The 25,077-nt window shown below is 69.2% G+C and carries 21 protein-coding genes and 1 pseudogene; 14 read left to right on the top strand and 8 right to left on the bottom strand.

Features of this window, described 5'->3' with window-relative positions; all coding sequences use genetic code 11:
* Positions 1 to 20 precede the first annotated feature (20 nt).
* The 3 genes from FHG54_RS02720 to FHG54_RS02710 form a co-directional block, all read right to left on the bottom strand.
* Positions 21 to 968: an NAD-dependent epimerase/dehydratase family protein gene (locus FHG54_RS02720; protein WP_139415862.1), complete on the bottom strand. Its 948-nt coding sequence runs from the start codon at positions 966 to 968 to the stop codon at positions 21 to 23.
* Complete coding sequence (locus tag FHG54_RS02715; protein WP_139415861.1) at positions 965 to 1,579, bottom strand: TetR/AcrR family transcriptional regulator; 615 nt, start codon at positions 1,577 to 1,579, stop codon at positions 965 to 967. Before FHG54_RS02715 ends, FHG54_RS02720 begins: the two co-directional genes overlap by 4 nt.
* A 123-nt stretch (positions 1,580 to 1,702) precedes the next feature.
* The gene (locus tag FHG54_RS02710; RefSeq protein ID WP_139415860.1) at positions 1,703 to 1,993 is read right to left on the bottom strand and encodes a DUF4190 domain-containing protein; all 291 of its coding nucleotides are present in this window, start codon (positions 1,991 to 1,993) and stop codon (positions 1,703 to 1,705) included.
* A gap of 174 nt (positions 1,994 to 2,167) precedes the next feature.
* On the opposite strand from FHG54_RS02710, the gene FHG54_RS02705 reads away from it, so the two are divergent.
* A complete protein-coding gene (locus FHG54_RS02705) occupies positions 2,168 to 3,586 on the top strand; it encodes an NAD(P)-binding protein (RefSeq protein ID WP_210415460.1) in 1,419 nt (472 codons plus the stop codon).
* 28 nt (positions 3,587 to 3,614) lie between these two features.
* Here FHG54_RS02705 and FHG54_RS02700 read toward each other — a convergent pair whose 3' ends face one another.
* Entirely contained in the window at positions 3,615 to 3,944 is a 330-nt protein-coding gene (locus FHG54_RS02700; RefSeq protein WP_139415859.1) for a hypothetical protein, read from the bottom strand.
* A gap of 351 nt (positions 3,945 to 4,295) precedes the next feature.
* On the opposite strand from FHG54_RS02700, the gene FHG54_RS02695 reads away from it, so the two are divergent.
* Together FHG54_RS02695 and FHG54_RS02690 are read left to right on the top strand one after the other, a co-directional pair.
* Entirely contained in the window at positions 4,296 to 5,756 is a 1,461-nt protein-coding gene (locus tag FHG54_RS02695; RefSeq protein ID WP_139415858.1) for a DUF6421 family protein, read from the top strand.
* The gene (locus tag FHG54_RS02690) at positions 5,749 to 6,417 is read left to right on the top strand and encodes an SDR family NAD(P)-dependent oxidoreductase (protein WP_139415857.1); all 669 of its coding nucleotides are present in this window, start codon (positions 5,749 to 5,751) and stop codon (positions 6,415 to 6,417) included. The genes FHG54_RS02695 and FHG54_RS02690 overlap by 8 nt, the downstream gene beginning before the upstream one ends.
* Positions 6,418 to 7,227: 810 nt before the next feature.
* Here FHG54_RS02690 and FHG54_RS02685 read toward each other — a convergent pair.
* Complete coding sequence (locus FHG54_RS02685) at positions 7,228 to 8,547, bottom strand: MFS transporter (protein ID WP_233437849.1); 1,320 nt, start codon at positions 8,545 to 8,547, stop codon at positions 7,228 to 7,230.
* Between the two features lie 120 nt (positions 8,548 to 8,667).
* Here FHG54_RS02685 and FHG54_RS02680 point away from each other — a divergent pair, with 120 nt between their 5' ends.
* The 3 genes from FHG54_RS02680 to FHG54_RS02670 all read left to right on the top strand — a co-directional run bounded on the left by FHG54_RS02680 (position 8,668) and on the right by FHG54_RS02670 (position 11,182).
* A complete protein-coding gene (locus FHG54_RS02680; RefSeq protein WP_139415856.1) occupies positions 8,668 to 9,054 on the top strand; it encodes a phage holin family protein in 387 nt (128 codons plus the stop codon).
* Positions 9,055 to 9,137: 83 nt separating this feature from the next.
* Positions 9,138 to 10,457, top strand: coding sequence for a sensor histidine kinase (locus FHG54_RS02675; RefSeq protein ID WP_139415855.1), 1,320 nt, complete (start codon positions 9,138 to 9,140; stop codon positions 10,455 to 10,457).
* Positions 10,454 to 11,182 (top strand): response regulator, encoded by a 729-nt coding sequence (locus FHG54_RS02670; RefSeq protein WP_139415854.1) that lies wholly within the window; start codon positions 10,454 to 10,456, stop codon positions 11,180 to 11,182. Before FHG54_RS02675 ends, FHG54_RS02670 begins: the two co-directional genes overlap by 4 nt.
* Positions 11,183 to 11,224: 42 nt before the next feature.
* Here the strand turns inward: FHG54_RS02670 and panD are convergent, their stop codons facing one another.
* Positions 11,225 to 11,638 carry an aspartate 1-decarboxylase gene (gene panD / locus FHG54_RS02665; protein ID WP_139415853.1) on the bottom strand — a complete coding sequence of 138 codons (414 nt, stop codon included), beginning with the start codon at positions 11,636 to 11,638 and terminating at the stop codon, positions 11,225 to 11,227.
* 179 nt (positions 11,639 to 11,817) lie between these two features.
* Between panD and FHG54_RS02660 the strand changes: the two genes are divergently transcribed.
* Together FHG54_RS02660 and FHG54_RS16640 are read left to right on the top strand one after the other, a co-directional pair.
* Positions 11,818 to 16,713: a glycoside hydrolase domain-containing protein gene (locus tag FHG54_RS02660; RefSeq protein ID WP_210415459.1), complete on the top strand. Its 4,896-nt coding sequence runs from the start codon at positions 11,818 to 11,820 to the stop codon at positions 16,711 to 16,713.
* 326 nt (positions 16,714 to 17,039) lie between these two features.
* Positions 17,040 to 17,266 (top strand): annotated as a pseudogene (locus FHG54_RS16640) (calcium:proton antiporter); the annotation flags it as partial.
* A 798-nt stretch (positions 17,267 to 18,064) separates the two neighbouring features.
* Here FHG54_RS16640 and FHG54_RS02650 read toward each other — a convergent pair.
* Positions 18,065 to 18,865 (bottom strand): hypothetical protein, encoded by an 801-nt coding sequence (locus FHG54_RS02650; protein ID WP_139415852.1) that lies wholly within the window; start codon positions 18,863 to 18,865, stop codon positions 18,065 to 18,067.
* A gap of 325 nt (positions 18,866 to 19,190) precedes the next feature.
* On the opposite strand from FHG54_RS02650, the gene FHG54_RS02645 reads away from it, so the two are divergent.
* From FHG54_RS02645 to FHG54_RS16240, 3 genes are read left to right on the top strand one after another with little or no spacing between them, the layout of a single operon-like run.
* Positions 19,191 to 19,532, top strand: a complete 342-nt coding sequence (locus FHG54_RS02645) for an ArsR/SmtB family transcription factor (RefSeq protein ID WP_139415851.1) — start codon at positions 19,191 to 19,193, stop codon at positions 19,530 to 19,532.
* Positions 19,525 to 20,046, top strand: coding sequence for an SRPBCC family protein (locus tag FHG54_RS02640; protein ID WP_139415850.1), 522 nt, complete (start codon positions 19,525 to 19,527; stop codon positions 20,044 to 20,046). Before FHG54_RS02645 ends, FHG54_RS02640 begins: the two co-directional genes overlap by 8 nt.
* Before the next feature lie 25 nt (positions 20,047 to 20,071).
* Positions 20,072 to 20,215, top strand: a complete 144-nt coding sequence (locus FHG54_RS16240; protein WP_157006661.1) for a hypothetical protein — start codon at positions 20,072 to 20,074, stop codon at positions 20,213 to 20,215.
* Positions 20,216 to 20,225: 10 nt separating this feature from the next.
* Here FHG54_RS16240 and FHG54_RS02635 read toward each other — a convergent pair whose 3' ends face one another.
* Entirely contained in the window at positions 20,226 to 21,617 is a 1,392-nt protein-coding gene (locus tag FHG54_RS02635) for an MFS transporter (protein WP_139418264.1), read from the bottom strand.
* 210 nt (positions 21,618 to 21,827) lie between these two features.
* On the opposite strand from FHG54_RS02635, the gene FHG54_RS02630 reads away from it, so the two are divergent.
* The 3 genes from FHG54_RS02630 to FHG54_RS02620 are packed head-to-tail and all read left to right on the top strand — an operon-like array spanning position 21,828 to position 24,980.
* Entirely contained in the window at positions 21,828 to 22,712 is an 885-nt protein-coding gene (locus FHG54_RS02630) for an ABC transporter ATP-binding protein (protein ID WP_139415849.1), read from the top strand.
* 11 nt (positions 22,713 to 22,723) lie between these two features.
* The gene (locus FHG54_RS02625) at positions 22,724 to 23,866 is read left to right on the top strand and encodes an ABC transporter permease (protein WP_139418263.1); all 1,143 of its coding nucleotides are present in this window, start codon (positions 22,724 to 22,726) and stop codon (positions 23,864 to 23,866) included.
* Between the two features lie 37 nt (positions 23,867 to 23,903).
* Positions 23,904 to 24,980, top strand: coding sequence for a threonine aldolase family protein (locus FHG54_RS02620; RefSeq protein ID WP_139415848.1), 1,077 nt, complete (start codon positions 23,904 to 23,906; stop codon positions 24,978 to 24,980).
* Positions 24,981 to 25,077 lie beyond the last annotated feature (97 nt).

The following is a 25,077-nucleotide window of genomic DNA, read 5'->3' as shown; positions in this document are numbered from 1 at the left end:
TGCCGCGGCAACGGCCCGGTTCACCGCCGGAGATCTGCGCGGTCACCGCTCACGGCCAGCCCGTCGGGAACGGAGGCGAAGGCCGGCGCCCAGCGCAGCTCATGGCGCGCCTTGGTGTTGGACACCCGCATCGAGGTGTCGACCATGAGGGCTGCGAGATACGGTGCGCTGAGCCTCAGGAGCCACCGCGGTATCGCGACGGCTCGAGGTGTGTCGTGTGCGACGGCGACCGCGCCCGCGAAGCTGTTCCAGTCGATCGGCACGTCGTCGACGATGTTGTAGGCCTGGCCGTCGACACCGCGCTCGAGCGCCGCCACCGTCGCCGTTGCAGCGTCGTCGACGTGAATCCAGCTGTTGGTTCCGCCGCCTCCGAACGGGATGACCGGGGTGCGCTTGCGCATCATGGTCGCGAACAGGTCGCTGAAGGCTCTCGGCCCGTAGAAGAGACCGTAGCGAAGGGCTATCCCGTCGATCCCGTGAGCCTCGAACACCTGACGCTCCGTGGACTGGCATCCGGCGATGATGGAGTCGGCGTAGCCCCCGTGCGGCCGGCCGAACCCCGCGTCTTCGACGAGCGGCCGCATGCCATGGTTCCGGTAGCCGTAGCCGCCCGTCATCGACTGCGTGACGAATCGCCGCGCCCCGACGACACGGCTTGCGTCGAGGAGGTGTTCGGTTCCGGCGCGGCGCAGCGCGTTGGTCGGATCGTCTGCCCGCAGCCGGGGCGCCGCGCCCCGCAGCGCGGTCGCCTCGTGGATGACCGCGTCGGCCGTCACGCCATCGACGGCCCGCAGGAGCGATGAGCGCTGCATGACGTCGGCCACCAGCGGCGCCGCCCCCAGTTCGCGAACGGAATCGGCGCTGCCGGGCGAGCGGATGAGTGCGGTCACGTGGTGCCCGGCGGCGCGCAGAGCGCCGATGAGCGGTCGACCGATCGCACCGGTGGAGCCGGCGAGCAGCACTCTCACGGTGCGTACTCCGGCGCGGACGCGATCGCGGGTGCGGACGCGATCGCGGGCGCGGGGTCTTGCAGCGCCGCGCGCAGGAATACGGCGATCGCATCGGCGGGGTCGAAGGTCGGCGACGGGAGCACCAGCTGGTTGAGCAGCAGGCCGTCGAGGTAGGACGACACCAGCTTCAGGTGGCGGCGCGGTGCACGAGACCCGAGAGCGGCGATGAGCGGTGTCGCCCATGCCGACAGGCGTGCAGCGTTCTCGTCGATGCGCTGACGCAGGTCGTCGTTGAGTCCGGCCTCGACGAAGACGGCGAAGCGCGCGAGCGCGAACACCCGATCCGTTGCGGCGAGCTCACTGATCATGCGCCCGGCGACGACCGCGAAGGAGTCGATGTCGAACGTGTCGGTCGTGTCGGCGAGACGGTTCCAGGCCTCGATATCGCGGTCGAGCACCCGTTCGAGGACTCCCTGCATGAGGGCGTCCCTGGTGCGGAACAGGTTGGACGTGGACCCGGGCGGAAGCCCGGCCTCGGTGTCGATGGCACGATGCGTCAGGCTGCGGGTGCCCGAGGTGCCGAGCACCCGAATGGCGGCGTCCAGAACCTGATTCCGGCGAGAGGTCATGCGAGTAAACTACAGCAATAGTTATTTTTACGTCAAGTGTAGTTGCACCGCGCGCCGAGCTGCACGACGAAGTCCCCGCCTCGAGCCCCATCGGGCCGGGCGGGGACTTCGATCACGGTGATGTCAGCTGACGGTGACGTTCGGGTTCGCCGCCACGACCGCGAGGATCGTGAAGAACACGATCGCGCCGATGATGATCGATGCGAAGCCCAGGACGATCGCCCAGATGGCGAGCCCACGGCCACGCTCGCCGGTCTTCTTGATCTGGCTGAGCCCGATGAAGCCCAGGATGATCGAGATGACGCTGAATCCGAAGAAGACGATGACGAAGCCGATGATCGACAGGATGTTCCACTTTTCAGCCTGGGCCGGCTGAGGAGCGGAAGCTGGGGGCTGCGGAACGGATGCGGTCATGTGAAGAGTCCTCGCTCTCGTGGTCGCATTGGTGCGAACACCCGCATGCTCCCAGTGCCTGAACACCGCTGTCAACGACCGCGGCGGCCCGTCGAGGAATATCACGGCGGACCCTCCGCCGCCGAGTGCGGCGCCCGACCGCCGTGGACACGCCCGTCACCACGTGGAATCCTGATGGCGGGAGCAGCCATGGTGACGCACCACCTCGAAACGGACTATCTCGTCATCGGCGCGGGCGCGGCCGGCATGGCCTTCACCGACGCACTGATCGCCGACGCCGACGCCGATGTCGTCGTGGTGGACCGGCGGCACGCGCCCGGCGGCCATTGGAACGACGCCTACCCCTTCGTGCGCCTGCACCAACCCGCCGCATATTACGGGGTCAACTCCCTGGCCCTCGGTGACGACGCGATCGATGCCGACGGGCTGAACGCAGGCATGTACGAGCAGGCCGGCGCGGCCGAGATCTGCGGCTACTACGACCGAGTGATGCGCCGAAACCTGGTGCCGAGCGGGTCGGTCCGGTATCACCCGATGTGCGAGGCCGCCGGCGATGCCTGCTTCGTCTCCCGGGTCTCGGGGGATGAGTTCGAGGTCGACGTCCGCACGGCCGTGGTCGACGCCCGCTATCTGGAGCCGTCGATTCCGGCGACGTCGGCGCCGCCCTTCGACGTGGCATCCGAGGTGCGATGCATCCCCGTGGGTGCGCTCACCCGGGTCGCCGAGCCGCCCGAAGGCCGCTTCGTCGTCATCGGGGCGGGCAAGACGGCGATCGACGCCTGCCTGTGGTTGCTGGCGTCCGGCGCCCCGCCCGACGCCATTCGCTGGATCAAGCCGCGCGAGCCGTGGTTGCGCAACCGCTTCTACGCGCAGGGCGGCGACCTCGTGGGCGACCTGCTCGACGGGATCGCCCTGCAACTGGAGGCCGCAGCGCACGCGCAGTCGCTCGACGACCTGTTCGACCGCCTGGAGGCGAACGGCCAGCTGCTCCGCGTCGACGAGCGGGTCGCACCCACCATGTACAAGGCGCCGACGATGAGCACCGCCGAGCTCGAACTCCTCCGCCGCATCGACGACGTCGTGCGGCTCGGGCGCGTTCGTCGCATCACCCGCGACGAGGTCGTGCTCGAAGCGGGCACCATCCCGGCCCGGCCGGGCGACCTCTACGTGCACTGCGCCGCGCCCGGGCTGAACCCGGCGCCGGCGGTGCCGATCTTCGCGGAACGCCGCATCACCCTGCAGCCCATCAGGTCAGGGCTCATCCCCTTCAACGCGGCGCTCGTCGGTTACGTCGAGGCGACCGGCCGCGACATCCGCGAGAAGAATCGCCTGTGCCCGCCGAACCGGCTGCCAGACGTTCCGCTCGACTGGGTGCGCGGACTCATCACCGAGATGGGGGCCGATCGTGCGTGGTCGAAGGAGCCCGACATCGCGCGGTGGCTCGAGGGGGCACGCCTGAACGCCTCGCGGGGGCTGCGGCAGCGCTTCGCCGACCCGCAGGTGCAAGATGCGATGTCGCGCTTTCAGGGGTTCGTGCGGCCGGGAATCGGGCGGCTCGAAACGCTGCTGGCCGAAGCGACGGGCGCGGGCTGACGACCCGCGCGCCCGCGCGCCCGTCGCCTCAGCGGGAACCTCGCAGCGGCGATCGATCGTCGACCACGATGTCGGGTTGGGATGACCTGGGCACGGATGCGCCGCTTCTGAGCGGCGACAGGTCGTCGACCACGTCGACGGTCGCCGTGCTCTTCACACCGCGGGTCGGCGAGAGGTCGTCGCGAACGATCACGTGACCGCGCGCGAGCCCGATCGCGGCGTTCGCCGCGGGGCTGAGGTCGTCGCGCACCTGGCCGCCGTGCGCAGCACCGGCGAAGCCCGCCGCCCCGGCGCAACCGCTCAGCAGCACCACCAGCGACACGGTGGCGATCACCGGTGTCGCCTTCTTCGTGTTCATGATCTCTTTCCTTCCCGAATGGATGCCCCCAGGAATGGGATGCCCCGAAGCTACGGACAGTGCGGGTTCACCGGATCGGGGCCGGCCCCTGAGAAGTCGGCGGAATTTCCTGAGATTTACTCAGTATCGTCGAGAGAACATCGCTCCGAATGGAGTGCGCCACCGGCTACCGGCCGCGGCACAGGTCTGCGTCGCTCGGCGAACTTCGCCGGGGAATCTCGGGTGCACGCAAGAAAGCAGCACCGGCCCGCAACACATCGCGGGAAGTTCGCGTCTAGCCTTGAAGGAGCCGGTGCACCACGCCCGGCGCGCCACCACCCAAGCTGCCCTCATCGAGGATCGGAGGTTCACATGTCGAGCAACACCATGACCGACGCCATCATCGGCGAACCCGAGGTTCTCGAAGACGGTGCGACCACCGCTGACCTCGCGCTCGCAGCGGGCGTCGAGTCGGATGCCGCGTGGCTCCGCCTCAAGGAGTCGGCGATCGCCCTCCAGTCGCTGCAGGTGAAAGACGGTTCGGTGCCCGACGCATCCGACCACGCGCAGGCATCGACGCTCGTCGACGCGATCGCCGAGTCGATCGAAGCCCTCGCCCCGCGGTTCCCGCACGAGGCCGAGTACCTCGCGGCATCCGTCGTCGACTTCCGTCGGTGGCAGGCAGAGGGCTTCGGCGTGCCCGACTTCCTCGACTCGCTCGTCGCGTTCCAGCCGCAACGGCACCGCATCGACGGCATCCGCCACCTCGTGGTCTTCCCCATGTACACGCAGAACGGGTCGACCGACCGGCACGTCGAGGCGCTCGTGGTCGAGACGATCTGGCCCGAGTTCATCGGGGCGCTCGAAGCGGGCGACTACTCCAACAAGCTGTTCGTGAGCCTGCGACTCGTCGACTTCACGCCGGGGTACGACACGAACTCGGCGGTGCTCTTTCCCGAGACCGTGGCGATGCGGGAGATCCCGACCTTCACGTGGGGTGCGATCTTCCAAGACAGGGAGGCGGCACGCTACCGCAGGGTCGTGCGCGCGGCATCCGAGATCACGAAGCTCGAGCTGCCCGCCGACGCGGCGGCGCTGCTCGACGACCAGCAACTCGCCGAGCGCACCTTCGTGATGTGGGACATCATCCACGACCGCACCCACATGCGCGGTGACCTGCCGTTCGACCCGTTCATGATCAAGCAGCGCATGCCGTTCTTCCTCTACTCGCTCGAAGAGCTGCGGTGCGACCTCACCGCGTTCCGCGAGTCGGTGAGGATCGAACGCGAACTCCGGGCCAAGGCGGCGGATGAATCGGCCGAACCGCTCTCGGAGACCGAGGCGCAGACCCTCGAGCACGCGAAGCTCGTGCAGTACGCGGTGATCTTCGACCGCATCTTCCGCTTCGCGATCACGGGCTCGCGAGTGCGCAACTACGACGGGCTCGGCGGTCAGCTGCTGTTCGCGTGGCTGCACCAGAAGCACGTGCTCGACTGGACCGACGTCTCGCTGAGCTTCGACTGGGACGCGGTGCCCGATGCGGTCGTCGAACTCGGCGACGCGATCGACGAGCTCTACTGGAACTCGATCGACCGCCCGAAGACGGTGCACTGGCTCGCGGCCTACGACCTCGTGACGAGCGTCGTGACGCCGAACCCGGCATCGGTGTGGGCCGAGGGCCTGCCGCGAGAGGTGCTCGCCGGCCCGCCCAAGGGATACACCGACCTGGTCATGGACGACGAGTTCCCGCTCTCGATGTTCTACGAAGCGCTCGACAAGAAGATGAGGCCCGTCATCGAGTCGACGGTCGGCATCACGGCAGAAGATGCCTGAGTCCGTGGCACACGACCTGTCCGGCCGCACGGTGCTCATCGCTGGAGCGACGAGTGCCTCCGGCCGGGCGGTCGCCCGCGCCCTGCTCGACGCCGGCGGGCGAGTGATCGCCGTCGGCAGCGACGAGGGTCGCATCGAGGCGCTCGAGGCCGAGCTGCCCGGCGTGATCGGCGAGCGCGCCGACCTCACCGACGGCGACGACGTGCTCGAGCTCGCGATGCGCGTCCACGCACGCGTCGGTGACGTCGACGGCGTCGTGCACCTCGTGGGCGGATGGCGCGGCGGCGGCGGCGTCGCCGGCCAGACCGAGGAGGACTACCGCGTGCTCGAGCGATCGTTCACCGCGCTCCGCTACGTCAGCCGCGCGTTCTGGGACGACCTCGTCGCCTCCACTGCCGGGCGCATCGCGATCGTCTCCTCGACCACGGTCGAACGACCGACGGCGGGCGGCGCCAACTACACAGCGGTCAAGGCGGCGAGCGAGTCGTGGATGCGATCGCTCGCGCAGGGCTTCGACACGGCCGGCGACAGCGCCGCCGCGGTCACCTTCCGCGTGCAGTCGCTCGCGGGCCTCGAAGACCGGCTCGCGGCTTCTGTCGTCGATCTCTGGGGCACGGATGCCTCGGAGTTGAACGGGCGCGTCGAGACCCTGCAGGCCTGACGCGGCGTCAGCCGACGGTTCCGGCTTCGGAGCCCGATTCCGCCTCGGGCTCGGCGCTCGCGCCGGCTCCGCCCCGGAGTCGGCCCCCGGCGGCGGTGTCGAAGGCGGCGGTGCGGGGGCGACCGGCGGCCGCTGGTCGGCGCGAACGGCCTCGCCGATGCATCCGTCGTTCTCGCTGCCGTCGCCCACGAGTGCGAGGTGCCAGGCCGCCTCGGCTTCGGCCGTGAGCCCGTCGGGCATCGCCGGAGCGGTCGAGGTCGGGTCGCGGGGCTCGGTGGTCCACCATTCCCACTCGAGGTACTCATGGCCGGCATCGACCATGCACGCGCGCACGAGCTGCTGGAAGCCGAGCCACGCCTGCTGCTCCTCGGGCGTGGGCATCGGGTCGGCGGGCGGCGGAGTCGTGGGGGCCGGCGTCGGAGCGGGCGGTTGCTGAGCCGGCGGTTGCGGAGCCGGCGTCGCCTTCGGCGGCTTCGGGCTCGGCAGCGGGGAGTCGCCCGTCTCGGCGCCGTCGACGTCAGGTTGTGCTTCGGCGCCGTTCGCCTCTCCGGCGTCGACGTCGTACCCGCCGGGGCTCGGAGCGACAGGCTGCGGCGAGCGCGCGTCGTAGAGCACCGGCGCACCGGTCGTTGCGGCAGCGACGCCGATGAAGACCGACCCGACGAAGAGGGCGGCGACGGTGGCACTGAAGAGTACGATCTTCTTGCGCATCGGTCACCTCCCGTGCAACTCGGGAACGACCGCTCGGCCGTTCGGGCGTGTCCACTCCATGGTACACACCGGTGTCCGAGGCGCCGCATCGCGCCTCCGCTACCCCAGTTCGGCCCGCCCGTCGGGCGACTCGGGCGTCACGGGCGACTCGTTCGTCGCGACATCCGCCGGCGAACCCTGCTTGCGGCTCAGCCACAGGAACGGCACGGCGAGCGCCTGGATGCCGCCGCTGACGAGCAGCGATCCGGGGTAGCCCCAGACGTCGGCCGACCGGCCGAGCACGGGCTGGATCACGGCCCCGCCCGAGCTGCCGAGGAGCGAGTCGAACGAGAGCACCGTCGCGCGCTGTTGCGACGGGATCATGTCGTTCAGGTACGCCTGCTGCACGGGGCCCGCCGCGGCATCGACGAGTCCCCAGAGCGTCAGCAGCACGATCGCGACCCAGAAGTTCTGATTCACCCCGAGGGCGAGCAGCACGAGGCTCGAGACGACGAGGCTCAGGATGATCGTCGTCGTGCGCTTCGCGAATCGCCGCCGCAGCCAGGGTGCCGCGAGACCGCCGATCACCTGCGCGCCCGAGAGGATCGCCGCCGCGAGACCCGCGATCGAGTAGGCGCCCGGGTCGCCCCAGAGTTCGACGAGGTAGGGCTGCAGCGCGTAGAAGACGTAGAAGCCGACGCCCGTCGTGAAGAACGACGCGAACATGACGTACCGCACGGGCCGCCGGCCGAGTCCGTACTTCACCGACGCGCTGAAGACCTGCTTGGTCGCCTCGATCGGGTGTGCCCGCCCGGCGGGCGTGAACCCGAGGTCGTGCATCACGAAGGCGGCCACGATGAACATGACGACGAGGATGCCCGCGCGGATGACGAACGGCACGCCGAGGTTCGTGGCCTGCGCGACCACGCCGCCCGCGATCGAGCCGATGAACATCGCCGCGCCCGTGAGGGCGAGGCCGCGACCGAACACGCGCTCGAGGCCGCCGGTGTAGCCGGTCGCGGCGAGCGCGTCGACGAGCCAGGCCTCGACGGCGCCCGAGAAGAACGTGAATCCGAGCCCGAGCAGCACCGAGACGATCGCCCACATCCAGAACGGCGAATGCCCCACCCAGAGCAGGTAGTACAGCGCGGTCGTGACGGCGAGGGTGATGGTGCCGAGCAGGTAGGAGACCCGGCGGCCGAGTGTGTCGGCGATGACCCCGGTGGGCACCTCGAAGATCACCATTCCAACCGAGAAGAAGGCGTTGGCGGCGAACGCCTCGAAGTTCGAGAGGCCGGCATCGAGCAGGAAGAGCGTGTTGACGCCCCAGATGAACGAGGCGGCCAGCGTGTTGCCGATCAGCAGCGTGAAATACACCGTCTGCACCCTGCGCGCTGCCGGGTTCGGCGCTGTCTCGTCGCGCATCGCGCGTTCGGCCATGTGCGTATCCTGCTCGCTTCACGACCGGGCCGCCACATCCGGCTTCCCTGCAGCAGAGCAGCGGATGCCGCTGCGGCGCGGTGCTGGGCACGCCATGCGTTACGCAGCTACGATCACGACATGATCCGCTTCCTGATCCGCACGGCGATCTCTCTCGTGACCGCCGCTCTCGGCCTGCTCGTCGCCTCGTGGATCCTGCCCGAATTCCGTATCGAGTGGGGCGGATTCATCGTCGCGATCCTCGTCTTCGCGATCGCGCAGGCCGTGCTCAGTCCCTTCATCTTCAACCTGGCACGCCAGCATGCCTCGGCGATCCTCGGCGGCATCGGTCTCGTCTCGACGTTCGTCGCGCTCCTCATCGCCTCGCTCTTCCCGGGCGGCATCACGATCAGCGGGGTGGTGACGTGGATCCTCGCGACCCTCATCGTCTGGATCATCACGGCGCTCGGCACATGGCTCCTGCCGCTCATCTTCCTGAAGGAGAAGGCGAAGAAGGCGAAGGCCTGAGCCGCGGCATCCGCGTGGTCGCGCCCGGCATCTCCCTCGGGCGGCGGATCCGCTCGGGTGCCGCGATCGCTAGCGTTGGGGGCATGACCTCCGCCGCACCTCCGCCCGTCGTCGACGGCGTCGAATGGGTGCGCCCGCGGCCCGGGCGTCGCGCCCACCGGAACGACGTCGTGCTGGCCCTCGTGCTCGCGGTCGGCCTCGCCGCCAGTTCGGCGCTGTACCGCATCACGGGCTGGGGCGAGGGTGCTCCGTGGTGGGGCTCTGCGATCTGGATCGCGGCGATGAGCCTGCCGCTCGCGGCTCGGCGCATCCAGCCGGAGATCGTGGCGGTCGTGGCTTCCGCCGCGTTCATCGTGGGCGCCGTCGCCGAGGTCGCCGACGGGCTCATCGGCAACATCTGCCTGTTCGTCGCGATCTACACGGTCGGCGCGTGGGGGCGCAGCCGGCGCTGGGCGACGATCGTGCGCGGCGTCATCGTCGTCGTGATGTTCGCCTGGCTCTTGTGGAACCAGATCTACTACTCGGCCATGCAGGACTTCCTGCCCGACTTCTCACGCGACGGACTGGTCTCGCCGTATCTCGCATTCGGCCTCATCAACGTGCTCACGAACCTCCTCTACTTCGGCGGTGCGTGGTATTTCGGCGACCGCGCGTACCGTTCGGCGAGGTCGCGCGCCGAACTCGAGCAGCGCACCGCCGAACTCGCCGCCGAACGGGAACGCGCACGCGCACACGCCGTCGCGATCGAGCGACTGCGCATCGCCCGCGAACTGCACGACGTCGTCGCCCACCACGTCTCGGTGATCGGGGTGCAGGCGGGCGCGGCCAGGCGCGTGCTCGCCAAGGACCCCGGCGCCGCCTCGACCGCCCTCTCGTCGATCGAGGAGAGCGCGCGCGACGCCGTCGACGAACTGCACGGGCTGCTCGGCACGCTGCGCAGCGACGCCGAGGCCGCGACGAGCACGACGACGAGCACCTCGACTCGGGGCATCGAGCGCATCGGCGAGCTCGTCACCGAAGCTGCGGCCAGCGGGTTGCCGACGACGCTCGCGATCGTGGGCGACGCGGTGCCCGTCTCCGCCGTCGTCGACCTGAGCGCCTACCGCATCGTGCAGGAGGCGCTCACGAATGTGCGCAAGCATGCGGGCGCCGCTGCGACGGCCGAGGTGCGGGTGCGCTGGGACGAGCGCACGGTCGAAGTCGAAGTGACGAACACCGGTGCGGTACGCCGCCCCCGGCCCGGTTCGACAGCGGATGCCACGGACCCGGGCCTCGGGCAGCTGGGCATGCGGGAGCGGGTCGCCGCGGCCGGCGGACACCTCGAACTGGGGCCGCGGACGCGCGGGGGTTACCTCGTGCGCGCCCGGTTCCCACTGCGCCGCGTCGAGGAGGTGCCCGCATGAACATCCGCGTGCTCGTGGTCGACGACCAGTCGCTCGTGCGGGGCGGGTTCCGCACGATCCTCGATTCGGAGGAGGGCATCGAGGTCATCGGCGAGGCCGCGAACGGCGAAGAGGCGATCGCCGCGGTGGCTGCGCTCGCCCCCGACGTGGTCTGCATGGACGTGCAGATGCCCGGCATGGACGGACTCGAGGCGACCCGGCGCATCACCGCCGACGAGGCCGCCGACGCCGCGGTGCTCGTGCTCACGACGTTCAATCGCGAGGACTACCTGTTCGCCGCGCTCGAGGCCGGCGCGAGCGGGTTCCTGCTGAAGAACTCGAGCCCCGAACAGCTCATCGAGGCGGTGCAGGTCGTCGCCCGCGGCGACGCCCTGTTGTCTCCGGATGTCACGCGGCGCGTCATCGAGGCCGCCACGGGCGCGTCCGCCGGCCGAGCAGCTGCCGGCCGGGCAGCGGGCGGCCATCGCACAGCCGACCGAGCGGCGATCGCCGGCGATCGTATCGACGACACCGTCGAACTCGACTCGCTCACCGAACGCGAGCGCGAGGTGCTCGAGCACCTCGCGGCGGGCATCTCGAACGCCGAGATCGCGGAGCGGCTCTGGGTCGGCGAGTCCACCGTCAAGACGCACGTCTCCAAGGTGCTCATGAAGCTCGGCCTGCGCGACCGGGTGCATGCGGTCGTGTACGCCTACGAGCACGGGGTGGTGCGGCCTCGCGGCTGATCCACGCATGAACGCGACGGACGCCGCGGCACCTGCCGCCCGTCAGGCGGCTGCGTGCGGCGAGCGCCGCGCGCCGGTCTCGCCGGGCTCGGCGGCGTCATGGCCGAGGGCGACGATGCGGTTCTCGTGGTCGACGTGCACGATGTGCGGCTCGAATGCGCGCGCCGCCGCATCCTCGAACTGCGCGTAGGAGATGAGGATGACGAGGTCGCCCTCGTGCACGAGGTGGGCCGCGGCACCGTTGATGCCGACCACGCCCGAGCCCCGCTCGCCCTCGATCACGTAGGTCTCGAGCCGCGCGCCGTTCGTCACGTCGACGATGGAGACCTGCTCGCCGGGGAGGAGCTCGGCGGCATCCATGAGGTTGCGGTCGATCGTGACGGAGCCGACGTAATGGAGGTCGGCGTGCGTGACGGTTGCGCGGTGGATCTTCGACTTCAGCATGGTGCGGAACACGGATTCCAGCCTACTGCGGCGACCCCGAGTCGAAATCGGGGGCGCGGCTCGCGCTCGGAGCGTCATACTCCGAACGGACCCTTGTGCGACGTCTGATGTCCGACTACCGTGAGCGGACACGAACTGGGGAATCGCACGGTGATGCCCCGCGGCAGTCGCCGATCGAAGGAGATCTCCCCATGCTGCATCGACCCGCGCTGGCGGTTGCCGCCAGCCTCTCGCTCGTGGCCGGATTGCTGGTGGTCGGCTCGCCGGCCACTGCCGCGCCGGTGCAGGCCACGACCGAGACACCGTCGGCCGCGTCGAGTGCGCTGAGCGCAGCGCCCGCCGACGGCCTCGACCCCGACCTCGAGCTGGCCGACATCGCCAGCCGAGGCGAGGGCGATTGGCTGCGTTACCGCATCCCGTCGCTCACCTCCGCCCCGAACGGCGACCTGCTCGCGATCTTCGACGGCCGGCCGACGATGAACGACCTCCCGTCGAACATCGCGCTGCTCATGCGCCGCTCGACCGACGGCGGCGCGACCTGGCAGGAGCAGCAGGTCATCCGCCAAGACGCTGCGCCGAACGGCTACGGCGACCCGTCGGTGGTCGTCGACCGCGAGACCGACGACATCTTCGTGTTCTACGCCGCTTCGATCAACGCCGGGTTCGCGAGCTCCACGACGGGCAGCGACCCGAACGACCCGAACGTGCTGCACGCCGACTACTCGGTGTCACGCGACGACGGCGCGACCTGGGAGCACCACCGCATCACGCGCGAGCTGAAGGGCGACCGCACGAACTGGGCCGGCATGTTCGCCGCGAGCGGCGAGGGCATCCAGCTCCGCACCGGCGAGCACGCCGGGCGACTGATCCAGCAGTACACGGTGCGCATCGGCGGCGCCAACTTCGCGGTCTCCGCATACTCCGACGACCACGGTGAGACGTGGAACACCTCGGAGCCGGTCGGCCCGGGTGCCGACGAGAACAAGGTCGCCGAGCTCGCCGACGGCAGCGTGCTGCTCGTCTCGCGTGCCGCCCCTTACCGGTTGACGGCGAAATCGACCGACGGCGGCGAGACCTACTCGGCGTTCACGCAGGATCGCGAACTGCCCGACCCCGCGAACAACGGCTCGGTGATCCGCGCGTTCCCCGATGCGCCCGCCGATGACCCGCGCGCGCAGATCCTCCTGCATTCGAACACCGCCAACCAGAACGTACGCCGCAACCTCACGGTTCGCATGAGCTGCGACAGCGGCGCCACCTGGCCGGTCGAGAAGGTCGTGCAGTCCGGGGCATCCGCCTACTCGACCCTCACCCCCCTTCCCGGCGATGACGGCGAGCTCGGCGGATCGTACGGCCTGCTCTACGAGCGCGAGGGCTACCGGCACATCTCGTACACGAGCTTCGACTTCGACTGGCTCGGCGGCGCCTGCGCCTCTCTCAGCGTGGCGACGCCGCCGACCTTCACCGCCGGTCAGCAGGCCACCGTGCAGGTCACGGTCGCGAACCAGAGCGGAGCAGAGCTCCCCGCCGCCGCCATCGCGCTGTCCGACGACTCGACGTGGAGCGGTGCCGGAGTCGAGGTCCCCGCGCTCGCCGCGGGCGAATCCGCGACCGTGGCCGTGCCCCTGACGCCGCCGGCGACCGCCGACACGCGCACGCACACGGTGCGACTCGAATACCGTGCCGCGAGCGGCACCTCGTTCGTCGACGCCGCCCTCAGCGTGCAGGCGTCCGGTCTCGTGCCTGCGCCCGCGCTCGAGCTCCGCCCGGTGCTCGACGCCATCTACACGGGCGGCGCCGACGGCCTGATCGGCGACCGCATCCAGCCGTGGCTCGAAGTGGTCAACACCGGCAACGTGACGCTGACGAACATCCGGCTCGTCGAACCCGCGGGCGGTGCTGCCTGCAACTTCTCGTCGCTCGCGCCGGGCGTGAGCTACGTCTGCCGCAACAACTCGCCGAACCATACGATCACCGCGGCCGACATGGGTGCCGGCGCGTGGTCGACGAACTACCGCGCCACCGCGCAGGCTGCCGGACGGACCATCGAGGCGAACGCCCGCCTGTTCCCCGTCGACCTGACCGAAGGACTCGTCGAGGAGGGCGGCGCCTCCGTGACGGTCCCATCGGGCGAGTTCGCGACCTCCTCGTTCGCACGCGTGCCTCGCGTCGGGGCGGCCGGAACCGCCGCGGGCGCTGACCAGCCGCTGACACTGCAGGTTCCGCCGAACGGGCGCGCGAGCGCACAGCTCGCCGTCACCGCCGGCGATGACGTCGATGACCTCGCCGTGACGGTGTCCACGCTCACCGAGGTGGGCGAGGGCGGCGGCTCGGCGAGCATCGAAGGCGCCGTCACGGTGCGCTACCCCGAGTACATCGAGAACCAGGTCGAGGGCGGGCTCATCGCCGACCCCCTGCAGGAGGTCGGCTCGGTCGACGTTCCTGCAGGAAGGAACCAGCCGGTCTGGTTCACGGTCGAGGTGCCGACCGGCACTGAGCCGGGCGTCTACGAAGCGGATGTCGCGGTGTCGAGCGCTGCGGGAGCGATCGCCGAGCGCACCCTGCGCGTCGTCGTGCCCGAGACCGCGCTCCGCCCGGTCGCGGACCGCCCGTTCGTGCTCGACCTCTGGTCGCACCCCGACGCCGTCGCCGACCAGCTCGGACTCGAGCCGTGGAGCGAAGAGCACTTCGCGGCGCTCGAACCGTACTGGGAAGACCTCGCCGCGGCCGGCCAAGACGTCGTGAACCTCGCGATCACCGAGGACCCGTGGCTCGTGGAGCACGAGGGCCAGATCCGCGCGCAGACGTGGAGCCCGTACCGTTCGACGGTCGATTGGACCTGGGACGGCACGGAGTTCGGCTTCGACTTCGCGGTCTTCGACCGCCTCGTCACCGACGCCCGCGCCGCGGGGGTCGGCAACGACATCCATGTCTTCGCCATGCTGCAGTTCCGGAACTACGACCGCATCACCTACACCGACACGCGCACGGGTGAGCGGGTCGATGAGACGGTCGTCGTCGGCGATGCCCGCTACAACGAGGCGTGGGAGGCCTTTCTCACGGCGTTCACCGAGCACCTGCAGGCGAAGGGCTGGTTCGATGACACGCGACTCGCCTTCGACGAGCAGCCGCTCGCACGCATGAACGCCGCCTTCGCGGTGCTCGACACGGTGAGCCCCGAGTGGCGCGACAAGATCGCGCTCGCAGCCAACTCGCTCGCCGAAGCGGACATCGCCGAGGCGATCTCGTTCAACGTGAGCTTCCTCGACGACGTGCCGCAATCGCTCATCGACGAGCGCCGCGCCGCCGACAAGCCCACGCTCTTCTACACCTGGAACGAGCCGACGGTGCCGAACACCGTGGTGCCCACGCCCCCGTACAACACCCGCACGCTGGGCTGGGTCGTCGAGCAGCGCGACCTCGACGGCTACCTGCGGTGGACGTACAACTCATGGCCCGAGGATGTGTACGCCGACCCGAGCTTCCGCTACGGCCAGGGTGACGAGTACATCATCTATCCGGGCGAGGACGGCCCGGTCTCGTCGACCCGATGGGAGCTGTTCCGCGACGGGCAGGACGACGCCGAACTGCTCGACATCGCCAAGGCGGAGCTCGGCTCCGATCACCCGGTCGTCGCGGCCGCCCTCGCCGGTATCGACCCTGCGGGCGCGTCAACGCCTGCGGCGTGGGCGACGATGCTCGACCACCGCGCCGCACTGATCACCGCGCTGTCGAACGCCGACGGCGCCGATGTCGACGCGTCGATCGAGGGCGGCGTGGTCGCTGCCGGCGGCATCGCCACCTTCGACGTGACGGTCACCGCGGGCACGGAACCGCTGACCGGCGTGACGGTCGACGTGCCCGGCGCGACCAGCGTCACCTCGCATCAGGGCGACGAACCCATCGCAGCGGGCACGACCGGCACGTGGACCGTGACGATGCCCGTGAGCGGTGCCCCAGGGGAGAGGTTCACGGCGGACGTCGTCGTCTCGGCCGACGGTGATCGCGTGATCGAGGCGGTGACCGTGCGGGCCGGCATCGTGGACGCCGTCGCTCCGCTCGCACCGATCGAGCTCGATCGCATCAGCGTCGCGAGCCCGCTCGACACGATCACCGCGAGCATTCCTGTGCGGAACCTCGGGGCCGAGGCGCGAACGGTCACGCTCGCGGCCACGGGCCTCGCGACCTTCGCCGGAGCGCCGGTGAGCGTCACCGTGGCCCCCGGGGACACCCAGGTGGTCGAGCTCGTGCTCGACCCGCAGGGGCGCAGCGGCCTCGACGAACTGCATCTCGAGCTCTCGACCGACGACGGAGCCGTGCTCGCGTCGAACGACGTCAGCCTCGTGGCGGGCGGGTACTTCCTCTCCGACGCGGAGTTGACGCAGGCGACGAACGGCTGGGGTCCGGTCGAGATCGATCGGTCGAACGGCGAGGACGCCGCCGGCGACGGCGCAGCGATCTCGCTCGGCGGCAAGCAGTACCCGAAGGGCTTCGGCGCGCACGCCGCATCGACGATCTCGCTCGAGCTCGGCGGCAAGTGCAACGCGGTCTCCTTCGACTACGGCATCGACGACGAGATCGCCGCGGGCGGTTCCATCCTGTTCCTCGTTCGCGGCGACGACAGCGAGCTGTGGCGCTCCCCTGCGGTCATGACGGCGGCGAGCGCCACCGGCAGCGCGGTCGTCGACGTGACGGGCGTCGACCGGCTCGACCTCGTGCTCGACCCGCAGGGCGGGGTCGGCCAGGACCACGGCGACTGGGCGAACATCTGGGCGAAGTGCGAGGTGGCGGCGCCGCAGGTGCAGTTCGACGCCGTCGCCGAGACCCGGTGCGTGGGCTCGAAGGCGTATGTCACGGTCAAGGCGACCAACCGCGAGACCGTGCCGATCTCGCTTCTCGTGAGCTCGACGTACGGAGAGAAGTCGTTCGCGAGCGTTTCGGCGGGCAAGAACGCGGTGCACTCGTTCACCACCCGCGCATCGAGCGTGCCAGACGGAACGGTCACGTTCGAAGCCAGTGCAACCGTGAACGGCGCTGATGCGACGACGACACTCACGGCGGACTACGAAGCGCGCTCCTGCGGCTGATCCACGCCGAGCACCGATGACGGATGCCCCGGGGCCGCGCCCTGGGGCATCCGCCGTGTCGTTTGTCGGTATCGGAGTGAGATGACATCAGGTGTCATGTTCACGGACATGCGCGGGGTGAATCGAGTCGTCTTTGTCGTGACACTTTCCGGGCACCGCTCAGGCGGGGCAGCGCGAACGGTGTGGCGTTTGACGTGCCTTCACCGGCCATTTCTGCGGGCGGGGCTGGGGTGAAATACGCTTGCCACGGCGGGTGAGCGGGCACGATGCATCACCCAGGTCATCGCCGAGCATCGTGCCGAGGTGCTCGTGCGGATCGCGCCGCCGGAGCACCGGTGGCGCTTTCCGGCATTCTGATCGCCATGATCGTCTTCTTGCCGAATCGATCACGTCGGTCCGAGCAGCGCTCCAGGGCGAGATCCAGCGTGTCAGCAATCTCTCTCATGGCGCCGTGGTCTCCACAGTTGGACTGACAATTCCCACCGTCCTCGTCATCGGCGCCCTCACCGATCAGATCGTCGTGCTGGGCGAGCCTCCAGCCAACCTGCTCCTCGGCGCCCTACGGCGGTACGGGTCCGAAATCGCTCCACAACGTGATGCCAGGCTTCGGCGCGGATCCATAGTGTCGACCCCATGAACACTCCGACATCCATGAAACTCTCCAGTCATCGCCTGGTCCGGCGCCGTCGCCGCGGGGGTCGTCGAATCCTCGCTCGCACTCGCACGTCTCTCCGGGGAGGGTGGCCTAGACGACGGCCTGACCACCATCGAGCGATTCGAGGATGGGTCGATCTTGGTCATGGAAATGGAGGGGGTGGCCACACCGGCGCTCGGGGCAATCGGCACTCTAGGAATCTCCGGCTGCAGCGTGAGTTCCGGTGGTGGTTTCGTATCGTACAGTGGCTGCGAAGTGAGTCAGGCGTCTGGATACGCCACGCTCAGTTTCATTGCCAACTACACGCGATACACCGGGGGCGCGCAGATCACCCGGGCGGACACCGCACGGGCGCAGACATACTACGGTGGGTGCGTGGCGACGCCCACGGTGTCGATCGTTCGAGGCAGCCAAAGCGGGAGCTTGCCTGCAGTCGCGACGAGCACTGCCGCTACGAGAGTTGGGCCGGCTCGACCAGCGAGGATCTGTACCTGTCCCTCCGCGTCAACTCAGGTTCGGCTTGGGTCACGGACTACTGAGCTAATACGGGAGCAGTGCGGGGTTCGACCTATCAGGTCGAACCCCGCACTGGTTGCGTCGGCTAGAAGGGCCAAGTCATCTGGACTTCATGCGAGAGCCACAGGAGCAGCCCAGGTCCGGTAAAGAAGATCGCCACACCACCCAGAAGCACCGCGATCATCGAGAGCGGCACTCCTTGCAGCGCCCAGTCATGCCGCATTTTCTCCCTTGAAACCAAGCCTCCTGCGATCGCGGCAGCCCCAACCGCGAACGAGACCGCCCCCAGAGGGATGGTGAGGACCGCCACGACCCCAAGCCCAGCACCCAAGACTGCCGACACCGAGACTCTTCTGCGCGCACCAGCCACTTGGTGGCTAGCCGGTTGTCGAGCATGAACCATGGTGCCTCCTTACTGGCGGTTGAAACCGCCTCTCTGAATGTATGTCCGATCGGCCTGAATGGTTGCAACGCCGGAACACGATGGTGCTGCCGAGCCCACAGGGCGCAGCAGCAGGATTTGCCATCTTCCGCACCCGATTCGGGGTGATGGTCTCGGGCGGTTATACCGCAGCCCGCAATATCGTCGTTCCGCCAGTCCGCAGTGATCAGCAGTTGCGCGGCGGTGACCGTCTTGATCCCATGGGTCTGCACGAGGCCCGGGTTGACTGCGTCGACGAGGTGGGCGAGGTCGGTGTCGTAGGCGGCGATCTCCTCGTCAAGCTGCTGGTAGCGGGCGGCGAGTCGCTTGAACGCGGTACAGGTGCGGGCGGCGATCTCGTCGTCGCCGGCACGCGCGCGGGAGTCGGTCAGCCGCGTGATCGAGCGGCCCAAGGGCGGGTCGCGGTACTCGGCGCGGATCGGCTCGGGTGCGGTCACGATCAGCGACTTGAGTTGCACGATCACCTCGGTGCGTGCCTTCATCGCGCTGCGCCGGGCTGCGTTGGTGACCCGGATCGCTTCCAGGGTCCTCGCCGTCACGGTGTCGTTGTCTGCCAGCGCGATGTGCGCGGCGGCGTACGAGCACCAATGAGGATGCCGCCAAGGAGGGAACTCGTGATGGTCAGCCCGCGACAAGTCCAGGGGATATTCCGCGGCGGCTGCTCAAGGAACGGGTGCCCGAACCCTCCAGGCCGTCCGCCAACGTCCAGCCGAGGCGCGACGCGCGGGCTTTGGTGACACTGAGTGTCGTATGTCACAAAGGCGGGTTTGTGTCACGCAGAACCATTCCCGACATCGTTCGCCGCTTGACGCAGACGCGAGTTCGGCGTAACGTAAGCAAATCATTAATTAAGGAGTTGCTTACATGGAGCAGGGGCCCGACGAGCTCAGCCTCGTGTTCCAAGCGCTCGCCGACCCGACCCGACGCGAGATCCTCTCACGGCTCCGCGGCGGGTCGACGACGGTCGGCGAACTGGCCGAGCCCTTCGCGATGAGCCGTCCGGCGATATCGCAGCACCTCAAGGTGCTCGAACGCGCCGGGCTCATCGAGCGCACAGCGTCGGCCCAATGGCGCACCTGCACCCTCCGCACCGAACCGCTCGACGAGGCGTCCGCCTGGGTCGAGCGCCATCGCGGCGAGTGGAACGCACGCTTCGATCAGCTCGACGAGCGACTCCGTGAGATGAAGGGACCGACGGATGCCTGAGCAGACCGCTTCCGCAACGAAGCAGTTCACGATCACACGCGTCTTCGACGCACCCCGCGATGTCATTTGGCGGGCGTGGACCGACCCCGACGAGGCCTCAGCGTGGTGGCACCCGGAGGGCGTCGTGACGCCGCGTGAGAGCGTGGAGCTCGACGTGCGCCCCGGCGGGCGCTATCGCTACACGATGATCGCACCCGACGGTTCCGAGTACCCGACAGCAGGCGTCTACCGCGAGGTGGTCGAGCCCGAACGGCTCGTCTTCACGTGGGGAATGCCCGACGACGAGGGCGCCCCGCTCATCACCGTGACGTTGGCCGACCTCGGCGATCGCACCGAGATGACGTTCCACCTCGTGGGCATCGCCGGAGTGCCGGGCGACGAGAACGTCTACGACGGCTGGGAGAGTGCCTTCCACGTGCTCGACGGGCGACTCGACGGTCGCCTCGACGCTCCGCTCGACGGGCGACGCGCGGGCGGACCCGACGCGCCGCTCGACAACGGAGGGCAGCGCTGATGGGCCGCCTCACGGTCGAGCAGACGTGCTGCGGCTGCGCGTCGTGCCGGTGCTGATCGGCGCCGGGCGCCCGTTCACCCCTGCTGACCTCGGCGACCGACCGCTCGAACTCGACCATGTGGCCTCGCACCCCAGCGGGCACCTCGGCGTGGCCTACCTGCTGAGCTGAGTCCGGCCGGTCATCTGCGATCGACGGATGCCTCATCAGTGGGCGTCGCATCAGCGTGCGTCGCATCAGCGTGCGTCCCACCGGCGATCTTCTCGTCGGCGGCATCCGACGGGGCGCCCTGGAACTCCGCCGAGAGCATCCGGTAGGAGCGCGTGCTGAACGCGACGAGGGCGAGCACCACGAGCACCAACCCGCTGAACAGGAACACGAGGGCGATGCCGCGTGCGTCGCCATCGCCGAGCACCCACCCCCACGTCGCCTGACCGGCGCCCGACTCCATGTACGGGATGATCCAGAACTCGGCGATCGGCGCGATCAGGAACGCGGTGATCGGCGCCGCCGCCGCCTCGAGTGCCTGCGCGAAGCCGAACACCCGCCCCTGCCTGCGGTACGGCACGACCTTCTGGATGACGGTCTGCTCTGCCGCCTCCACCGCAGGGATCAGCGCCATGTAGATCCAGATGCCGACCCCGTAGAGCACCCACCATTCGCGGATGGTGAAGAGGGCGCCGAGGAGCCCCATGCCGACGACGACGAGCAGCATCGTGCGGATCGGGTTGCGCCCGAGACCCCACTTCGCGATCACGATGCCGCCGATGATGAAGCCCGAGGAGGAGATGCCGAGCGCGATGCCCCATGCCTCGACCGGGAAGAGCGTGAGACCGTACGGGTCCATCAGTGCGATGTAGACGCCGCCGATGAGGTTGTTGAACGTCGAGAAGAGGATGAGCGCGAACAGCCCGGGTGCGCCGCGGATGGCGGAGATGCTGCCGCGCAGGTCGATCGCCGGAGTATGGTCGCGGTCGGCGACGGGGCGAGCCTCGGGAATGCGCACCATGAGCAGGTGCACGAGCGCGACCAGGGTCGCCGCGATGGCGATCGCGAGCGTCCACCCCATGCCGAGCATGCCGATCGCCAGCCCGCTGAACACGCTCGTGACGAGGAACGCGAGCCCCTGCACTGTGCCGACCATGCCGTTGGCGTTCGCGTGCCGTTCTTCGGGAACGAGCAGGGTCACGGTCGTCGACAGGGCGATGTTGCGCATGTTCTCGACGACGGCGCCGAACAGGATGATGCCCGAGAACAACCAGAACCACGGACCGCCGAGGTCGAGCAGCGCCGACTCGGGCTGCACGACGTAGAGCACACCGGCGACCGTGAACGAGACGAGCGTCACGAGGCTCGACAGCATCATGACCCGGTGCTTGCGGTGACGGTCGACGATCGTTCCGAAGAAGATCGAGAAGACCGCGATGAAGAGCATGTAGGCGCCGCCGATGATGCCCGTGGCGAGCACCGACCGCGTCTCGAGGTACACCCAGAACGTGAGCGCGAACCAGAGGAAGCTCGTGGTCACGTTCGCGATCATCGTGTTCGCGAGCACCTGCACGAACGTGCGCATGCCGTGCGGCGGCGGCACGGCTCGCTCGGGCGTCGTCGGTGGTGCCGCCGTCTCGGGCGACCCTCCGCCGTCGGATCCGTCGACCCGCTCATTCACGCTGCGAGCGTAACCGGCACCGGCGACATCCGGCACCCTCCGTCGCGCGGCGGATGCGGGCAACCCGTCGCGCGACGGATGACGCAGCCCACGCGTCATCCGTAGCCTGAACCCATGCTCGAACTCCACGATGTCACCAAACGCTACGGCGAGCGCCTCGCACTCGACCACGTGAGCTTCACCGTCGGCAATGGCCGGCTCACCGGGTTCGTGGGCGGCAACGGCGCCGGCAAGACCACGACGATGCGCATCATCCTCGGGGTGCTCGCATCCGACGGCGGCACCGTCACCCTCGGCGGCCGGCCGCTCACGACCGTCGACCGGCGCAACTTCGGCTACATGCCCGAAGAGCGCGGGCTGTACCCCAAGATGCGCGTGCTCGAGCAGACGGTCTACCTCGCACGCCTGCACGGCTGGAGCGCGGCCGCCGCACACCGCAACGCCCTCGAGCTGCTCGACCGTCTGGGTCTCGGCGAGCGCACGAACGACACGATCGAGTCGCTCTCGCTCGGCAACCAGCAGCGAGCCCAGATCGCGGCGGCGCTCGTGCACCGGCCCGAGGTGCTCATTCTCGACGAGCCGTTCTCGGGCCTCGACCCGATGGCCGTCGAGACGGTGCAGGGCGTGCTGGCAGATACCGCGGCATCCGGCGCACCGGTGCTCTTCTCCTCGCACCAGCTCGACATCGTCGAGCGACTCTGCGACGACCTCGTGATCATCGCAGCGGGCCGCATCGCTGCTTCGGGCAGCGGCGACGAGTTGCGTGCCGAGCACGGCTCCGAGCGATGGGAGCTGCTCACCGCCGGCGACCTGGGCTGGCTGCGTCAGCAGCCCGGCATCCGCGTCGCCGACTTCGACGGCGGCTGGGCCCGCTTCGAGGCAGAGACGGATGCCGCGCGGCAGGCCGCGCTCGCCGAGGCCGTCACCCGCGGCGAGGTCGTCAGCTTCACCCGCGAGCACACGACGCTCGCCCAGATCTTCAAGGAGGTCGTGCTGTGAGCGACAAGACCATGCACCCCGAACCCGCCGAAGCGGCCACGCGCACGTCGACCCGCTCGACGAGCGGCGAACGCCGCACGCAGAGCTTCGTCGAGAACGTCTCCCTCATCGCCGGGCGAGAGATCACGATGCGGTTGCGCAGCAAGGCGTTCCTCATCTCGACGGGCGTGCTCATGCTCGCCGTGCTCGCCTCGGTCATGCTCGGCAGCATCTTCGGCAGCCAGTCCGACGTGCCGAAGGTCGCCGCGGTCGCGGGCGCGACCGACGTCGTCGAGAGCAACGCGGCACTCGACGTCGTGCCGGCTGCCGATCAGGATGCCGCGGAGCAGTTGCTGCGCGACGGCGACGTCGAGGCGATCGTCGCGCCCGCGGCATCCCAACCGCTCGGCATCGTCGTCTTCGGCCTCGACCAGGCGCCGACCTCGGTGGTCTCGGCGCTCTCGGTGACCCCGACGGTCGAGCTGCTCGACCCGGGCGCGGTCGATCCCACGATCGCCTACCTCGTCGCGTTCGGGTTCGGCATCGTGTTCTTCATGTCGGCGATCACGTTCGGCACGACGATCGCGCAATCGGTCGTGGAGGAGAAGCAGACCAGGGTCGTCGAGATCCTGCTCTCGACCGTGTCGGCGCGTGCCCTGCTCACGGGCAAGGTCATCGGCAACAGCGTGCTCGCGTTCGGGCAGATCGTCGCGATCGCGGCGCTCGCGACGCTCGGACTCCTGCTCACCGGGCAGCGTGTGCTGCTCGGCGGGCTCGGCAGCTCCGTCATCTGGTTCGTCGTGTTCTTCGCGATCGGGTTCGTGATGCTCGCGGCGCTGTTCGCGGCGACCGCGGCGCTCGTCTCGCGCGCGGAGGACATCGGCTCGGTCACGACGCCGGTGACGATGCTCGTGATGATCCCGTACTTCCTGGTGATCTTCTTCAACAGCAACCCGACGGTGCTCGCGATCATGAGCTACGTGCCGTTCTCTGCGCCGGTCGGCATGCCCATGCGGGTCTTCCTCGGCACCGCCCAGTGGTGGGAGCCGTTCGTATCGCTCGCGATCCTGCTCGCCACCGCGGCACTCGCGGTCTGGATCGGCGAGCGGATGTATCGCAACTCGCTGTTGAAGACCGGCTCGCGGGTGCCGTGGGGAGAGGCGCTGCGCGGCTGATCGCGGTGTGCGCGGCGAGGGGTGCGAGGATGGTTCGGTGACCGAACAGCTCCACGACACCTCCGTCCGCGGCTTCGCCTCCGACAACTACTCGGGTGTGCACCCCGAAGTGCTCGCCGCGATCGCCACCGCCAATGACGGCCACCAGGCCGCCTACGGAGAAGACGCCTACACCGAGCGCCTGCAGCGGGTCTTCGCGCGGCACTTCGGCGAAGGCGTCGAGGCGTTCCCCGTCTTCAACGGCACGGGCGCGAACGTCACCGCACTGCAATCGATGCTGCCGCGTTGGGGCGCCGTGATCTCGGCGAGCACCGCGCACATCAACGCCGACGAGGGCGGCGCACCCGAGCGCGTCGGCGGCATGAAGCTGCTCACGGTTCCCGCTCCCGACGGCAAGCTCACGACCGAGCTCATCGACCGCGAGGCATGGGGCTGGGGCGACGAGCATCGCGCCCAGCCGCTCGTCGTCTCGATCACGCAGACCACCGAACTCGGCACGGCCTACACCGCCGACGAGGTGCGCACGATCGCCGACCACGTGCACGAGCGCGGCATGACGCTCCACATGGACGGCGCGCGCCTCGCCAACGCGGCGGCATCGCTCGATCTCCCGCTCCGCGCGTTCACCCGCGACGCCGGGGTCGACGTCGTGAGCGTCGGCGGCACGAAGAATGGCGCCCTCGGCGCCGAGGCGATCGTGGTGCTGAACCCCGAGGCATCCGTGGGCCTGAAGTACCTGCGCAAGCTCAACATGCAGCTCGCCTCGAAGATGCGTTTCACCGCGGTGCAGCTCATCGCGCTGTATGAAGGCGAACTCTGGCTCGAGAACGCGCGTCACTCGAACGCGATGGCACGGCGCCTTCGCGACGCGCTCGACGCGGGCATCGCCGCCGGCGAGCTGCCGGGTCTCGGCTTCTCGCAGCCGACGCAGTCGAACGGCGTGTTCGCGACGCTGCCGGCAGGCGTCGCCGACCGGCTCCGCGACGGCGGGTTCCGCTTCTACGACTGGGATGCCGCGCGCGGCGAGGTGCGCTGGATGTGCTCGTTCGACACGAGCGAGGCCGACATCGACGCGTTCGTGGCGGGTATTCGCGAGGAGCTCACGCGCGCCTGAGTACGCTCCCAGGAAGAAACATGCACAATCATGGAATAGTGGATGCCACCCCCCGCGTTGCATCGAGCGGGTCGACGACGCCCCGGCAAACCCCCCC

It is taken from the genome of Agromyces laixinhei (genome assembly GCF_006337065.1).
In the GTDB taxonomy this organism is placed as follows: domain Bacteria; phylum Actinomycetota; class Actinomycetes; order Actinomycetales; family Microbacteriaceae; genus Agromyces; species Agromyces laixinhei.
Note: the sequence above shows the minus strand (reverse complement) of the source record. Positions and strands in the feature narration are given on the sequence as shown.